Below are 16902 nucleotides of genomic sequence, written 5' to 3' on the forward strand. Positions count from 1 at the left end.
TATTACTATAAGGCGAAGATAAGCGGGATGAATGAAATCAGGACGTTATTTTAAGTTGATTTTAAGATGCTGGTAAGTTAATATGTCGGAACTTTAAGAATAAGCCCAGTTTAATAAAAAGGAACAATTATTAATTAGAAAGAAACAATTATTGTTAATAACATCTTGCTGATGCAGGATAACTTTAGTTAAATTTTTATTAATTTCACACAAAGTAATATCAATCCAAGAAGAACAGACTGAACAGGTCACACATTTTGAGTTTAAATAAAGAGATCGGGAAATAAAATCTAAAATCTAAATCCGGGGATAAGCCTGTCATTGCCAGCTAACGCTTTCCTGCGTATTTAATCGAGTCGAAGAATCAACATTGATCTTCAGTAATGGACGTCTGCAGCGTACCATGTACTGAGGAAATGGCACTTGTTATTTCATGTTTACCAAAATTTAAGTCTAACAAAATCTAAGTTTGTTTATGAAAAAAGGATTATTCCTTTGGCTATTCGTGGCCATAAGTGTCATGCATTCCTATGCCCAGACACGAACAATTACAGGCAGAGTTACAGACGCGCGTGATGGTTCTCCGCTACCCGGTGTAAACGTCCTGATTAAAGGTACAGGGAAAGGTACCGCAGCCGCGCTTGACGGCACCTTCAAACTACCGTTGCCCGCCGGCGGTACACTTGAATTTTCTTTTGTAGGCTATGCCACACAAACTGTTACGCCCGGCAACGAAACAACGCTGAACATTGCTTTGCAGAGCAGCAATAAATCGCTGAATGAACTGGTGGTAACAGCGCTGGGTATCAAACGCGACAAACGCACACTCACATATGCAACACAGGAAGTGAAAGGCGCTTCCCTGGTGGATGCAAAACAGAATAACCTGGTGAATGCGCTCTCCGGTAAAGTGGCTGGTGTGCAAATCACCAACTCCAGCGGTATGCCCGGAAGCTCCGCCAGGATTGTAATCCGTGGGATCACTTCTCTCACCGGCGAGAACCAGGCATTAATGATTATTGACGGTGTTCCCATGGACAACACGGAAGCCGGAAACCCTGATGGTGCGCTGAGCGCAGGCGGTACGGTGAACAGGGCCAGTGATATTGATCCCAATATCATTGAGAGCATCAACGTGTTGAAAGGCTCTGCGGCTACTGCATTGTATGGCTCTGCCGCTGCAAAAGGTGCGGTAATCATCACCACGAAGAATGGCAGGGGCGGCGCCGGGAATGGTAAACCAACTGTGTCCTTCAGCTCCAGCTACTCATTCGAAAATCCTATTCTGCCTAAGTTTCAGAGCAAATTTGCACAGGGGTTGAGTGGTAAATATGTCGATGGAAATAATGGTCAGTTGGGCTCTGGTTCCTGGGGTCCAAATATGGATACGCTGAAAGTGAATGGTGTGCCTGTTCCTAAACGCGATAACGTAAAAGATTTCTTTAGAACCGGTCATACAAGTGATAACAACGTATCAGTGAGTGGTTTTACAGATAATTCCAACTATCTGGTGTCCTACTCTTATCTGAAAACAAATGGTACCATGCCCAACACGGATTACTCCAGGCATGCTGTTTTCCTGAAATATGGTACTCAGTTACTTAAGAACCTGCAGCTGAATACACAGGTGAACTTCATCAGTTCAGACAATAATCGTATACCTGAAGGAAACAGCCTTGCAGGCCCACTGTGGACAATCTATTCTGCACCTATCTCCTGGAATCCGAAGCCAACCACTTATGAAGATGGCAGCCAGCGGGTATTCCGTGCAGCCCGTAATAATCCTTACTGGCTCCTGGACAACGTAGGCCTGAAAGACAAAACCAACCGTGTGTTACCAGTTATCAACCTTAGCTATTCTCCGCTGCCCTGGCTGACAATCACTGAAAGAATCGGCGCTGATATATATGTAAACAAAACGGATTATCACGAGAACATCGGTATCATTGGTTCTACTTCACCTGATGGCCGTGTATACAATCGTACCAGGGAGTTCAGACAATTCAACAACGACCTGATCATACAAGCCAGAAAAGATTTTGGTAGTTGGACCACAGACCTGATCCTCGGTAATAACATCATGACCAACTACAACGATAATAATTACGTGCAGGGGGTTGCATTATCTGTGCCTGGCCTCTACACGATGGCAAATGCCAGCAATGTAAGTTCTACGTTCAATTATTATAAGAACAGGAAAGTTGGTTTTTATGCACAGGCATCGGTAGAGTATAAAAGAATGCTCACACTGGCATTGACTGGAAGATATGATGGTACTTCTGTATTGTCAACTGATAAACAGTTTTATCCCTACGGATCTGCAAGTGCCGGCTTCATCTTTACTGAGCCATTGAAAATGTCTGATAATGCGATCCTGAACTTTGGTAAGATCAGGGTATCTTACTCCAAAGTGGGTAACGATAACGTGGCCCCGTACTCACTTACCATGCCATATACCAAACAAACAATCGGAAACATTGCTTTCCCTTTCAATGGGCAGAATGGTTATCAGTTGACCAATACGTATGCCTATCCACTTAGGAATGAAAGTGTGAATGAATTTGAGGTAGGACTGGAAACGAAATTCTTCAGAAACAGGGCATCACTCGACATCAGCTACTTTGACAGAAAAAGCACTGACCTGTTAACACCAGGTACGCCTATCGCTCCTGGAACAGGTTTCAACTCGGCCAGCCTCAATGCCGGTGATATGCGCAATAAAGGTATAGAAGTGGTGTTGGGTATTACACCGATTAAAACCAAAAACCTCACCTGGGAAATTGGTTTGAACTACACCAGGATCAAGAATGAAGTGTTGAAACTGAGCGAAGGACTGAACTATATATTCCTGGCCGGCTTCACCAACCCTGGTATCTATGCGTTTGCCAACCAGCCTTATGGCGTGATTATGGGTACACACTTCAAGCGCAATGATCAGGGGGTAATGCTGCTGGATGATAACGGGTATCCTCAGTTAACGAGCGATATTGCACCTATTGGTAACGCCATGCCTAAGTGGCTGGGTGGTATCACCAGTACACTTACCTACAAAGGACTCAGTTTCTCTTTTGTACTTGATCATAAACACGGCGGTGATGTGCTGAACCTGGATAACCACTATCTCTTCTTCTACGGTACGCCAAAAGTAACGGAGAACAGAGGTACCAATACCGTATTCAAAGGTATCATAGAAAGCACAGGTAAAGAGAACACCTTATCGGTGCCATTATCAGAAAACTATTACAGGAATACTTTCAGCTCTGCTGATGAAACATCTGTTGAAGATGCGTCTTTCCTGAAGCTGAGACAAGTATCGCTTGCTTATAACTTTGGTAGTATATTAAAAGGAACTGCATTTAAATCACTGGTAGTGAATGTAACAGGAACCAACTTCATCCTGCACAAAAACTATACAGGTTCCGACCCTGAGGTAAGTTTGAACGGAAGTGGTAACGGACAAGGGTTAGCCAACTTTATGGCGCCTGCTAACCACTCCATCATCATTGGATTAAAAGCATCCTTCTAATTGTATCAAAACAGAAAACGATCATGAGAAAAATAAATTTTGCCATCATACTTTTGGGCGCAGCCACATTAGGCAGCAGCTGCAAAAAATTTCTTGACATCAACCAAGACCCGAATAATCCGTTGCAGGTTGCAGAAAAGTTGATACTTCCTCCTGTGGAAGTAACAGTGTCTACGCAGGTAGTAGGTGGCTTCAACGGTACCAACGCAGCTTACTGGATGCAACAGCTGTCGCTCAATCAGCCGGCTCCGGATCAGGAAACATACCGTATCCTGCCATCCGATGTGGATAATACCTGGACTTTCTACCTCTACCCAAACATCTTCAACAACCTGAAGGAGATGATGGCGGAGGCACGGAAATCGGGACACAATGAATACATGGCTATCGGTAAAGCGCTCTATGCTTTTAACCTTGCTATCACTACTGATTTATGGGATAAAGTGCCTTACTCACAGGCATTACAGACACCATCAGTAATGAAGCCTAAATATGATAACCAGGAAGCGGTGTACATAGGTATTCAGCAGATGCTGGACAGCGCTTTGTATTATGCAAATAAACCTGGCAGCAAAATAGTTCCCGGTGGCGACGATTATATTTACCAGGGAGATATGGAGAAGTGGAAGAAGTTCATTTATCTGATGAAAGCGCGCTTCTATCTCCGTTTGACCAAAGCGCCCGGACATGACGCCAAGTTACAGGCAGACAGCGCACTGACTGCATTATCCAACGCCTTTGGAAGCAATGATGATAATGCAACAGTGCCTTATCCCGGAACCGCACAGGCAGAAAGTCCCTGGTATCAGAATACATTACCTGGTGCTGGTGGTGTGACCATGTCGAAGACATTTATTGATTTTCTGGCAAACAATAATGATCCGCGTCTGCCCATCATCGCTACCAAAGATGCTGCAGGTGGTTATAGTGGCCGCGTTCCTGGTGATGACCCCGTTGCGGATCCTACTGAGCTGTCATTAGTAAACACTTTCTATGCTGGTGCTTCTTCTCCGTTGTTCCTGGCAACATACAGCGAAGCGCTCTTCATCAAAGCGGAAGCAACTTTCCGTAAACAGGGGGCTGCAGCCGCACAACCTGTGCTGGCAGCGGCAATCAGGTCTCATATGGATCTGCTTAAAGTTCCTTCCGCTGCTGCTGATGCTTATATCAGCTCAAGACCTGCTCTTACAGCTGATAATGCACTGGAACAGATTATCTATGAAAAGTATGTAGCAGGATTCCTTTCTATTGAAACCTACAACGATTGGAGACGTACAGGTTATCCACAACTCCAGTTGGCTAAGAATGCTTTTGTGAATTACATTCCAAGAAGATGGCCATATGCTTCCGGTGAAGTACTCACTAATCCTCAACCAGAGCAAAAAGTGACTACTGCTGACCGCGTTTGGTGGGATACTAAATAAACTTTCAAACATAAAAGAGAAAGCCCCGCGAATATTCGCGGGGCTTTCTCTTTTATGCTTTAGCTTACTACTCTTATCTGCTATAATTCGGGGCCTCTTTAGTGATTACCACATCATGCGGATGGTTTTCTTTCACAGTAGCCGCAGTAATTTTCACGAACTGCGCACCCTGCAACGCTTTGATGTCTTTGGAACCGGTGAGGCCCATACCTGCACGCAGACCGCCAACAAACTGCTGGATCACTTCAGAGAGGTAACCTTTGTAAGGTACGCGTCCTACGATACCTTCCGGCACCAGTTTTCTGATATCATCTTCGTCCTGGAAGTAGCGGTCCTTGCTGCCTTCCTGCATGGCTTCGATAGAACCCATACCGCGGTATGATTTGAACTTACGGCCTTCGTAGATGATAGTTTCGCCAGGGCTTTCTTCCACACCTGCAAAGATAGAACCGGCCATGATAGAGGACGCACCTGCGGCCAGGGCTTTCACCATATCACCGGTATAACGGATACCGCCATCTGCAATTACCGGTATGCCCATTTTCTTCAGTGCATCAGCTGCTTCGAGAACGGCTGACAGCTGCGGATAACCGGCGCCTGTTACGATACGTGTAGTACATATAGAACCAGGACCAACACCTACTTTCACCGCATCAGCGCCTGCCTGCGCCAGTGCCAATGCACCCTCTGCAGTAGCTACGTTACCAGCAATCACCTGCAGTTTAGGGAATGCTTTCTTCAGTTTCTTCAGGGTATTGATAACCGCGATAGAGTGGCCATGAGAGCTGTCGAGACACACAACGTCAACACCTACATTAATCAGCGCCTGTGCACGGTCCAGTACATCCGGTGTAATACCCAGCGCAGCACCTACCAGCAGTCGGCCGAATTCGTCCTTCACTGCATTAGGATAGCTGGTCAGCTGCAGGATGTCACGGTAAGTGATCAGTCCTACCAGCTTGCCTTGTTTATTAACAACCGGTAATTTTTCTATTTTATACTGCTGAAGGATTTTTTCAGCTTTCTTGAGGTCTGTGCCTTCGGGAGCAGTGATCAGTTTTTCGCTGGTCATTACTTCCTGTACAAGACGTTTTTTGTTTTTCTCAAAACGGAGATCTCTGTTGGTGAGGATTCCTACTAATTTGTTGTTGTCGTCAATGATAGGTATACCACCAATGCCGTTTTCTTTCATGAGCTTCAGCGCCTGTCCGATAGTAGCGTCAGCTTTCAGTGTAACGGGATCCATGATCAATCCGCTTTCACTGCGCTTTACTCGTCTTACCATCTCGGCTTGTCTTTCAATGCTCATGTTTTTGTGGAGAATACCTATTCCGCCCTCACGTGCAAGCGCAATAGCCAGGTTGGCTTCAGTAACAGTGTCCATCGCCGCAGATACCATAGGTATATTCAGGCGTATGTTCTTTGTTAATTGCGTTGAGATATTTACTTCTTTTGGCAGAACTTCGGAGTAGGCCGGAACCAGGAGCACATCATCGAATGTTAGTCCGTCAGCTACAAATTTGGGTTTAGATTTTCCCGCAGGCATGATGCAACTATTTGTCAGTTAAAAAATAATTGCACGCAAATCTACACTTATTTGCGCAATAAATAAAATTATCCCCTGTTAGTCGGTTGCAGTTAGCAATTAGTTAACAACATAGAGAAGGGCTATACCAACTCATAAAGCTGTCCGGGTAAGCATTTGAGCACACTTTGCATTTCCAGGTTGAACAGGGCGGCAGCAACCTGGCTGCCGGATAAATGACTTTGCAGATACAATTCTTCCAGATGTAATGGCGATTTTCTACTGAAAAGGTCAACGATCAGTTTTTCTGCTTCTGTCAGATCGGGGAATAAGGTGCGTTGCATCACCGCCGCGACGCCGGCAGCTTTCTGCCAGCCCATTACTTCGATAACATCCGCTGCATCGGTGATCAGCATTGCTTTATTGTTTTTTATAAGATGATTGCAGCCGGCGGCATGTATGTCGTGCACACGTCCTGGAATACAGAATACATCACGATTGTAGCCGTTTGCCAGATCGGCGGTGATCAGTGAGCCGCCCTGGATGCCGCTTTCCACTACGATGGTGGCGTCGCACAGCCCGGCCACGATGCGGTTGCGGCGCGGAAAGTTTTGCCTGTCTGGCCCGGTGCCGCTTAGGAACTCCGTGAGCAACCCTCCCTGTTCTGTCATCCGGATGGCAGTTTCCTTATGCAGGGCCGGATAAATGCGGTCCAGTCCGTGTGCCAGCACGCCCACTGTCGGGATGCCCATTTCCAATGCAGTTCTATGTGCCATGATGTCAATCCCATATGCCAGCCCGCTTACGAGCGTAATCCCCGCTTCCGTCAGCTCTTTCACTAATTGCACACAGACCTGCCTGCCGTAACCGGAAGGATGCCGTGTGCCTACTACATTCACTATCCGCGGTGGATTGAGTGAGGCATTGCCTTTGTAATACAGCATCGCCGGACTGTCAATACAATGACGCAGCCGTTCCGGATAGTCTTTATCTGTATAGAACAGCGGCCGGATGTGATACCGTTCTATAAATGTGATCTCTTTCTCTATGGTATTAAAATCGCGGAACTGCCTGATAGCGGCTGCTCTCACGCTGCCTATGGTCTCCGTCCTTTCCAGGTTATACCTGCTTGCGCTGAATATTGCACCTGCACTGCCAAACGTTTCCAGCAATTTCTTAATGATAATGTCTCCTATCTGCGGGATACGGGTTAACGCGATCTGATACATCAGTTCCTGGGACATAACAAACAATGTTTCCTTTAAATTACAATTTTCCGTATTCAATTTTATTGAATGAGAGAAGTATTTTTGCGGTCTTAAACAGCTATTTTATGATGATGAAAAGATTATGGATAGTTGCGCTGGCAGCAGGATTCTTCGCTTGTAAAACCACGAAGCCGGTAACTCAACAGGCAGCCGCTGATACCAAACTGGTGCCGCAGGGGCCAGCATGGGCAGCGTTGTGGCAACAGCAATCCGGCGAATACAAGGCGCTTTGTCTACAGGCTTATCAGCTGGCAGCTCTCCGGCTGGATCAGTATCTTGCACAAAAGAACAACAGGCCGCTGGCAGTTGTTACAGATATTGATGAAACAGTGCTGGACAACAGTCCGTATTCTGTTCATCAGGCGCTCAGTGGCAAAGGCTATGATGATAAAAGCTGGATGAAGTGGACAGCCAAAGCCGTAGCAGACACCGTTCCCGGCGCGCTCACCTTCTTCAGGTATGCTGCCTCAAAAGGTGTGAAAGTATTCTATATCACCAACAGGCTGGAAGCAGAGAGGGTTGTTACCCTTAAAAACCTGCAACGCTACCAGTTTCCTGATGCCGACGATCAGCATCTCTTCCTGAAAACTACTACTTCCGGTAAGGAACCCCGTCGCCAGCAGGTGCTGCAGCAGTATGATATCGTCATGCTGTTTGGAGACAACCTGAGCGACTTCTCCGCTATCTTCGATAAAAAGCCTTTTGAGGAAAGAAACGCCGCGGCTTTGCAATCTGCTACCAACTTTGGCAGCAGGTTCATTGTATTGCCGAATCCTATGTATGGAGACTGGGAGGGCGCGTTGTATAACTATCAATATAAGCTATCTGATAAACAGAAGGATTCTGTTCTGCAGGGCAGATTGAGAAATTACTGAATCGTATAGTGTAATATAGAAACGAATAAGCCACCAGATATTAATCTGGTGGCTTATTTACGTTTATAAGACTATCACTGAAGGCTCAATATTCTGAATACTGTTCTTCTGTTAGCCGCTCTTCCTTCTTCGGTATCATTTGTTGCGATTGGCTGCGTTTCGCCATAACCCTTTGCTGTCAGACGTTTCGTATCTATACCTTTTTCTGTGAGGTATACTACTACTGCTTTGGCGCGGTTCTGTGAGAGCAGCAGGTTGTCTTTATCACTACCTACATTATCTGTATGTCCGGCGATTTCAATTTTAATGGACGGGTTATCCTGGAGCAGCCTTACCAGTTTGTCCAGCTCCGTTACGGATGCGGATTCCAGGTTGTACTGTTTGGATTTGAAGAAGATATTATGCAGGATAATGCTGGCATTGGCGGCCAGTGGCTGCAGGGGGATATTCTTTTCAAATGGTACGCCGGGATTATGGTCTTTCAGTGAAAAATTATCCGAATAGAAGAGGTATCCCTTTTTATTCACATGAAAAGCGTAATCTTTTCCCACCGGCAGCGGCGCCAGAAAATCCCCGCTGGCAGTGGTTTTTACGGCAGCGATGGTATAACCGCCGGCGAGGTCTATCACATCCACTGTGGCAGTAAGTCTTTCATGTGTGGTGGTGTCGTACACGAATCCTTTTACATACAGTGTCTGTAGCGGCCTTGCTTCGGGATAGAGTTCAAAGCTGTAGATGTCAAGTCCGCCGCGGCTATCTGATCTGTCGGATGCGAAGTAGGCAGTTTTACCGCTGGCATCTACCACGAGGGAGGCATCTTCGTCAATGGTATTGATAGGGTATCCAAGGTTCACGGCAGGTCCCCAGCTGCCGTCAGGCTGGCGGCGGGAGTAGAACATATCGAGGCCGCCATAGCCGGGATGTCCGTTGGATGCAAAGTATAGTGTTTGTCCGTCTGCGTGGATAAAAGGAGTGGTTTCCCTGCCTCCGGTGTTGATATTGGGACCAAGCCGCTCAGGAACACTCCACCGGCCATTTTCAAGGCGTTTGCACACAAATATATCTGCGCCCTGGTCTGATGTTTCCCGGGCAAAATATAGCGTCTGTTTGTCTGCACTGAGGCATGGCTGTGATTCCCAGTCGTGTGTGTTCACCGGGGCGCCCATATTTACCGGGGCATCCCAGCCGCTGGCATTTTTCAGGGCATAGTACAGGTCACAGCTGCCTTTTCCTTCCGGGAAGTCGCAACCGGTGAATACCAGCATAGTGCCATCCTGTGAGATGTTCTGTGCGCCTTCATTGTAGGAGCTGTTCACTGGTTCTCCCATGTTCAGGGCAGCGCTCCAGCCGGTGCTGTCATGATAGCTGATATAAAAATCCTCGTTGCGGCCATTTACACGGCGGGTGAAGATGAGTGTTTTACTGTCGATAGTGAGTGAAGGAAAATATTCGGGGTCTTTGCTGTTGATGTGATCACCGAGGTTGTTGGGATGGAAGGGCACCTGGCGCTGGCTGTTCTTTACCGCAAATTCGTAATTGGTTTTAAGCTTTTCTGCATTGGTGTTTTTACTTTTTGCATTGGCCAGGTATTGGTTTACTAACGATAATGCACCCACGAAATCACCTGTGCCGGCAAGCGCTTTGGAGTAGGCGGTCAATACAGGCCGGAGACCGCTGCTGTCCAGCTGTTTCAGCTTTGAGAAGGCATTAACGGCCTGCTGGTAGTCTTTCAGTTCCACATAACAGAGGCCCATTTGTCCGTAGGCATCCGTGAAGTTCGGCGCGGCGGCAATCGCTTCTTTCAGGAAGCTGATGGCATCTTTGGTATTGTAGATACGTACCGCATCTATTGCACGGTCAAAACTGAGTTTGGCCTTTTTAGGGGCCGTTTCGTAAGTGACCGTCTGTGATGAAGACCACAGGCTGCAAAGCAACAGGCAGCCAAGTAATAACAGGGAGATTTTTTTCATAGTATGTATTCGCTCACTAAATAACGAAAATACGATGAGAAAAAGTCTGACCTGTTATTTTTAAGGAACGTTGATATACTTGTGAACCTGCAATGATAATGTCCACTGGGGATTATCCTTGATGTAATCGATGATCAGCGGCGTCATTTCGGCGGCGCGTCCCCACTCGGGCTGCAGGTATAGTTTACAGTGTTTGCCGGCGAGAGCGGCATATTTTTCTGCCCAGGCGAAATCAGATTTGTTGAAGATGACCACCTTCAGCTCGTTGGCAACCTTGCAGACTTCAGGCAGAGGGGCTTTGAATTTCTTAGGTGACAGCGTAACCCAGTCCAGACTTCCACTCAGGGGAGAGGAGCCGGATGTTTCAATATGGGTCTGGAAACCTTTCTTATGCAGGGCTTTGGTAAGTGCGCCCAGATTATGCATCAGCGGTTCGCCGCCGGTAATAACGGCAAGCCTTCCGGGATACTGAGCCGCTTCATCTGCCAGTTGATCCACGTTTATATAGGGATGTTTCTCTGCATCCCAGCTGTCTTTTACATCACACCAATGGCAGCCTACATCACAGCCGCCAAGGCGGATGAAATAGGCCGCTTTTCCCTGATGGAACCCTTCACCCTGAATGGTGTAGAAGCGTTCCATCACAGGAAGCGTCGCGGTGTCGATACTGATATTTTTTGTAACTACAGTCATTGTCAATTACACAAAGTTCCGTTTTTACCGGCACTTTTTTAGTTCATACTACCCTTCAGACCGATGTTAGCGTGATAGGTATTTTTCAGTAATGCTGCGATGGTCATTGGACCAACGCCGCCAGGTACAGGAGAAATGAAGCTGCATTTGGGTGCTACTTCATCATACTTAACGTCTCCTTTCAGACGGAATCCGCTCTTTTTGCTGGCGTCTTCCACACGATTGATACCAACATCCACTATTACAGCACCTTCTTTCACCATATCTGCTGTTACGAAATCGGGCCTTCCGATGGCGGCAATGATAATATCAGCCTGGAGACAGATCTCTTTCAGATTTTTGGTTTTGGAATGTGCGAGGGTAACAGTACAGTTACCGGGATTGGTATTGCGGCTCAGCAGGATGCTTATAGGCGTGCCTACGATATGGCTACGGCCAATTACCACGGCGTGCTTGCCTTCGGTGGGAATGTTGTAATGTTCCAGCATCAACATGATGCCGTAAGGTGTGGCAGGAATGAAAGCAGGAAGCCCGCTTACCATTTTACCTACGTTCATTGGGTGAAAACCATCTACATCCTTGCTGGGATCAATGGTGTTGATTACCAGTTCTTCGTTGATGTGTCTGGGCAGTGGTAACTGTACCAGGATGCCATCTACATCTGCATTCTCGTTGAGCAGTGTGATCTGGTCCAGGAGGTGCTTTTCAGAGATCTTTTCATCAAAACGAAGGAGGGTGGAGTTGTACCCGCATTCTGCACATGACTTTACTTTGGAAGCTACGTATGTTTCGCTGGCGGGATTATTACCTACCAATATAGCTGCGAGGTGAGGAACCTTTTTGCCGGCAGCCTTCAAATCAGCCACCTTGGTGGCTAATTGGGCCTTTATAGCCTCAGAAACTAATTTACCGTCTAAAATTTGCATGTGCAAAGGTAACAAAAAAAGCAGTTTGCCTTTAATGATTTACCTTTTATAAGAAGAAAAATGGAATTACAGGTTAAAAAAGTGGAATTACAGATTATGATATAAATGACAATAAGCTTTGCAATATCCTCCGAAGTTCAGCAAAACAAGCTCCTGTCCGGAACTTGTTTTGCTCAGGCGTTGCGCCTGTCAGAACTTACGATCAGTGGAAATTATAAGGCAAAGCTTAAATATAAGTCTTCTTGCTGATTTATGCAAGCAGAGATCTCAGATCACAGTGGGTATTCGGTCATACTTAGATTTTAGGTGCAGCAGCCAGTATTTCAGGTTCTGCAGCCGCAGCATATTTCTCGAAATTGCGGATGAACTGGTTGGCCAGATCTTTCGCTTTTTCATCGTATGCAGCTTTATCTTCCCAAGTGTTACGCGGATCAAGGATCTGATCAGGAACGCCGGGGCATGCAGCCGGGATGGCAAAGCCAAATACCGGGTGTGGGTGGAAGGTGGCGTTGTCCAGCTCACCTTTCAATGCTGCTGAGATCATCGCGCGCGTGTAAGCCAGTTTGATACGGTTGCCGGTGCCATAAGCGCCGCCTGTCCAGCCGGTATTGATCAGCCATACATTCACCTTGTATTTGCGCATTCTTTCGCCGAGCATCTGTGCATACTGAGCAGGGTGCAAAGGCAGGAATGGTGCGCCGAAGCATGCACTGAAAGTGGATTTTGGCTCCGTTACGCCTGCTTCTGTACCGGCTACTTTAGCGGTATAACCGGAAATAAACTGGTACATAGCCTGGCCTGGCGTGAGCTTTGATACCGGAGGCAGTACACCGTAGGCATCGCAGGTGAGGAAAAAGATATTTTTAGGAATACCTCCGATGGAAGGTTCCAGTGCATTGTCGATGTAGTGCAACGGATAAGACACCCTGGTGTTTTCAGTGATGCTGCCGTCTGCAAAGTTCACTGTGGAAGTACCCGGGAAGAACTTAATATTCTCCAGCAGGGCGCCTCTACGTACTGCACGCCAGATCTGGGGCTCTTTCTCTTCTGACAGGTCGATGCATTTTGCATAGCAGCCGCCTTCAAAGTTGAATACGCCGTTACTTGTCCAGCCATGTTCGTCGTCGCCGATCAGCTTACGTGCAGGATCTGCACTCAGCGTGGTTTTGCCGGTGCCGCTCAGTCCAAAGAAGATAGCTGTGTCGCCATCTTTGCCCTGGTTGGCAGAGCAGTGCATGCTCAGCACATTTTTATCGTGAGGCAGTACATAATTGAGGATAGTGAAAATACCCTTCTTGATTTCACCGGTGTAGGCGCTGCCGCCGATAATAATTACTTTTTTGCTGAAGTTGACAACGGAGAAGTTGCCCTGACGGGTGCCATCTGTGGCCGGATCGGCAAGGCATCCCGGCGCCTGGATCACGGTCCAGTCAGTATGCATATATTCCAGTTCCTCTTCAGTAGGACGGAGGAACATGTTATATGCGAACAAACTAGCCCAAGGCAGTTCGGAAATTACTTTGATGTTGATCCGGAAGTCTGCGTCAGCGCAGGCATAACAATCGCGTACCCACACGTCTTTGCCGGCAAAATAACCGGTGATTTTACGGTACAGGCGATCAAAGTGAGCCTCGGATATGGGGATGTTAAAGTCATTCCAGTTTACAGTATCCGTTGTGATCGCGTCTTTTACAATGAATTTGTCTTTGGGAGAACGGCCGGTGAAAGTACCAGTGTTGATAGCAAGCGCGCCTGTATCAGTGATAACGCCTTGTTTCCTTGCTATTGTCTGCTCTGCCAGTTCCTCTGGAGAAAGTTGGTAAAATAGGTTCGACACGTTCTCTATGCCCAGTTCCCGTAAGTCAGCAACAGGGTTCCTTACGCTACTCATTTGCATAAAAGCAAGATTGTTTTGGTGTAATAGCAAAACTAGGGATTTTTTGATATTGTCAAATTCTATCCGCGTTGTCCCGCCGAAATTTCGACAACAATGGTATACTGGATGGCAATTTTTGCGATATGTTCAATTTGTGCTCATTTCCTTGCAGTTATTTCAAAGATTACAATGTGTTAAGATAACATTAAGTCTAGTGAATGCAGTATCAATATTTTTTCAATATTTAATACAAGATTTTAGTCCCATAATCGTCTTCTTTTACGTCACTGCTTTTTATTGAGTTGAAAAGAATTTTGTTAAACGAAAAACCGGCACAACTATGAGAATCATTACACTGGAGGAGCACATTTCATTTCCCGCACTTGCGTCCCTTATCCCTGCTGAAACCCTGGCTGCACGTAGTATTGAGCGTAGCCCTATGATTAAACGTGTGGCTGAAGAACTGGCTGACGTCAGTAATCAACGGCTTGTATCAATGGATAAAAATGGTATCAGTATGCAGGTACTTTCTGTAATAGGCGCTGGCGCCGAACTGCTGGAACCTGCTGCCGCAAAGGATTTTGCAGCATTGTATAATGACACGCTGGCAGCTGCTATAGCACCTTATCCTTTTCGCTTCACTGCCTTTGCGCATCTGCCCATGACATCACCTGAAGCGGCCGCAGATGAACTGGAGCGGGCCTGCACCCAGCATGGTTTCTGTGGCGCTTTCATCAACGGGCTTACACAGGGTAGTTTCCTGGATGATCCGCAATTTGCACCTGTATTGCAACGCGCTGAGCGGCTGGATGTGCCTATTTACCTGCATCCGGGGTTGCCGCTTAAAGCTGTGGTGGATGCGTATTACAGCGGACTGCCCGGTAATGCCGGCGGTGTCCTTGCTACTTCGGGATGGGGCTGGCATTCAGAAACAGCCATACATATCCTCCGGCTGATCATATCTGGTACACTTGACCGTTATCCCCGTCTGAAGCTCATCATTGGCCATATGGGAGAAATGCTGCCGGGCATGATGGCCCGCTGTGATCAGAAATTCAAACCCGGACAAGCGGGCGCGCATCAACGCTCCATCAGCCAGACACTGCGCGAACAGGTATACATCACCACCAGCGGCATGTTTACACTGCCGCCATTGTATATGGCGTTGGAGACATTCGGCCTGAACAATATTCTTTTCTCTGTTGATTATCCCTTCAGTACAAATGAAGAAGGTAAGGCTATGCTGGACAGTTTTCCGCTATCACACCAGGAGATTGTACAGATAGCGCATCAGAATGCAGACAGGCTTCTGAAACTGCCCCGCTGATGTATCAAAAATGTCAAAATCCCGATTTTTTCCATAGGTTTGAGCCCTCATTTGAAATTACAACAATATGAAGAATCTGCCATTAGATCCGCAGGTGTTCGTAAAGAACCGTCAGCGGTTTATAGCTAAGATGCAGCCGCATTCAATAGCCATTATCAATTCCAACGATGAAGTGCCGAGCAACGGAGATGCGTTGTACAAATTCAAACAAAATTCAGATCTGTACTGGCTTACAGGGATAGACCAGGAAGATACCATGGTGGTATTGTTCCCGGATAACCCTGATCCGAGATACCGTGAAGTGCTGGTACTGGTACGCCCCAACGAACTGAAGGAAAAATGGGATGGCCACAGGCTGCGTAAAGATGAAGCTTTCGCCATTGCGGGTATATCTACAGTAGTATGGCTCGACAGCCTCGAGGCACTGCTTCAGCAGTGGGTCAATGATGCTGCCAACATCTATCTCAACACCAACGAGAATAACCGCAAAGCCAGCCTGATGCCGGTAAAAGACTACCGTTATGTTCAGGAGATGAAGCTGCGTTACCCGCTGCACAACTACCTGCGTGCTGCCGTTATCTTCAAGGAGCTGCGTGCTGTGAAAACCGCGGAAGAAACGAAGGTAATGCAGGTGGCAATGGATATTACAGAGAAGGCGTTCCGCCGTTTGCTGAAGTTCATTAAGCCGGGCGTGTGGGAACATGAGATACATGCAGAGATTGTACATGAGTTCCTGCGTAACCGCTCTGCCGGCGAGGCTTACGGTTCTATCATCGCTTCCGGTGATCGCGCCCGTACCCTGCACTACGTATCCAACAACCAGGAGTGTAAAGACGGAGAGCTGATCCTGATGGACTTCGGTGCTGAGTATGGCGGTTACAATGCTGACCTGACCCGCACCGTGCCGGTGAATGGTAAGTTCTCTGCCCGTCAGCGTGAGGTATACGATGCCTGCCTGCACCTGCATAACTATGCAAAATCTATTCTGCGTCCGGGTATCACCATTGCCAAGTATCACGAGATGGTAGGAGAGGAAGCCGGCAAAGAGTTCGTAAAGATTGGCCTGCTTACTGAAGGTGATATTAAAAATCAGGACCCTGAGAATCCTGCTTACCGCAAATACCTGTATCATGGTATTTCACACCACCTGGGTATTGATGTGCATGATCTCGGTCCTTCCTTCTATCAGCCAATTCCTGAAGGCGCTGTCATGACGGTGGAACCAGGTATTTATATTGAAGAAGAACAGATGGGTATCCGCATTGAGAATAACGTGTGGCTCACCGCCGCTGGTAATGTGGACCTGATGAAAAATATTCCGATTACAGCTGATGAAATCGAGACTTTGATGAAATCCTGATTTTTGTGATTGTTTTGATGAGCGGAGATAAAAGCGGATGATGTCTGAACTGTGATTTATTTGATTAGTATGATTATTATGATGAGCGAAGATGATCAAATATTTTATTATTTTATTTCGTTATTTGCATTC

The 16902-nt window shown here is 46.9% G+C and carries 11 protein-coding genes; 5 read left to right on the forward strand and 6 right to left on the reverse strand.

The genetic code is table 11. The features are described 5' to 3' along the window. Positions 1-475 precede the first annotated feature (475 nt). Together VM802_RS17045 and VM802_RS17050 are read left to right on the forward strand one after the other, a co-directional pair. A complete protein-coding gene (locus tag VM802_RS17045; RefSeq protein WP_325532643.1) occupies positions 476-3526 on the forward strand; it encodes a SusC/RagA family TonB-linked outer membrane protein in 3051 nt (1016 codons plus the stop codon). A 23-nt stretch (positions 3527-3549) separates the two neighbouring features. Next, positions 3550-4950: a SusD/RagB family nutrient-binding outer membrane lipoprotein gene (locus VM802_RS17050; RefSeq protein WP_325532645.1), complete on the forward strand. Its 1401-nt coding sequence runs from the start codon at positions 3550-3552 to the stop codon at positions 4948-4950. 73 nt (positions 4951-5023) lie between these two features. On the opposite strand, the gene guaB is transcribed toward VM802_RS17050, so the two are convergent. Together guaB and dprA are read right to left on the reverse strand one after the other, a co-directional pair. Next, positions 5024-6496, reverse strand: a complete 1473-nt coding sequence (guaB, locus tag VM802_RS17055) for an IMP dehydrogenase (RefSeq protein ID WP_325532647.1) — start codon at positions 6494-6496, stop codon at positions 5024-5026. A 122-nt stretch (positions 6497-6618) separates the two neighbouring features. Then, entirely contained in the window at positions 6619-7719 is a 1101-nt protein-coding gene (gene dprA / locus VM802_RS17060; protein ID WP_325532649.1) for a DNA-processing protein DprA, read from the reverse strand. 89 nt (positions 7720-7808) lie between these two features. Here dprA and VM802_RS17065 point away from each other — a divergent pair, with 89 nt between their 5' ends. After that, positions 7809-8618, forward strand: coding sequence for a 5'-nucleotidase, lipoprotein e(P4) family (locus VM802_RS17065; protein ID WP_325532651.1), 810 nt, complete (start codon positions 7809-7811; stop codon positions 8616-8618). 74 nt (positions 8619-8692) lie between these two features. On the opposite strand, the gene VM802_RS17070 is transcribed toward VM802_RS17065, so the two are convergent. From VM802_RS17070 to pckA, 4 genes are all read right to left on the reverse strand, one after another. Next, positions 8693-10588, reverse strand: a complete 1896-nt coding sequence (locus tag VM802_RS17070; protein WP_325532653.1) for an OmpA family protein — start codon at positions 10586-10588, stop codon at positions 8693-8695. A gap of 60 nt (positions 10589-10648) precedes the next feature. Next, complete coding sequence (locus tag VM802_RS17075) at positions 10649-11281, reverse strand: 7-carboxy-7-deazaguanine synthase QueE (RefSeq protein WP_325532655.1); 633 nt, start codon at positions 11279-11281, stop codon at positions 10649-10651. Between the two features lie 38 nt (positions 11282-11319). Then, positions 11320-12207, reverse strand: a complete 888-nt coding sequence (gene folD / locus VM802_RS17080) for a bifunctional methylenetetrahydrofolate dehydrogenase/methenyltetrahydrofolate cyclohydrolase FolD (protein WP_325532657.1) — start codon at positions 12205-12207, stop codon at positions 11320-11322. A 295-nt stretch (positions 12208-12502) separates the two neighbouring features. Beyond that, positions 12503-14104, reverse strand: a complete 1602-nt coding sequence (gene pckA, locus VM802_RS17085) for a phosphoenolpyruvate carboxykinase (ATP) (protein ID WP_325532658.1) — start codon at positions 14102-14104, stop codon at positions 12503-12505. A gap of 319 nt (positions 14105-14423) precedes the next feature. Between pckA and VM802_RS17090 the strand changes: the two genes are divergently transcribed. Continuing rightward, positions 14424-15410, forward strand: coding sequence for an amidohydrolase family protein (locus VM802_RS17090; protein WP_325532659.1), 987 nt, complete (start codon positions 14424-14426; stop codon positions 15408-15410). A 67-nt stretch (positions 15411-15477) separates the two neighbouring features. Further along, positions 15478-16770 (forward strand): aminopeptidase P N-terminal domain-containing protein, encoded by a 1293-nt coding sequence (locus VM802_RS17095; protein ID WP_325532660.1) that lies wholly within the window; start codon positions 15478-15480, stop codon positions 16768-16770. Positions 16771-16902: the final 132 nt, after the last annotated feature.

It is taken from the genome of Chitinophaga sp., assembly GCF_035538455.1.
Lineage (GTDB): Bacteria > Bacteroidota > Bacteroidia > Chitinophagales > Chitinophagaceae > Chitinophaga.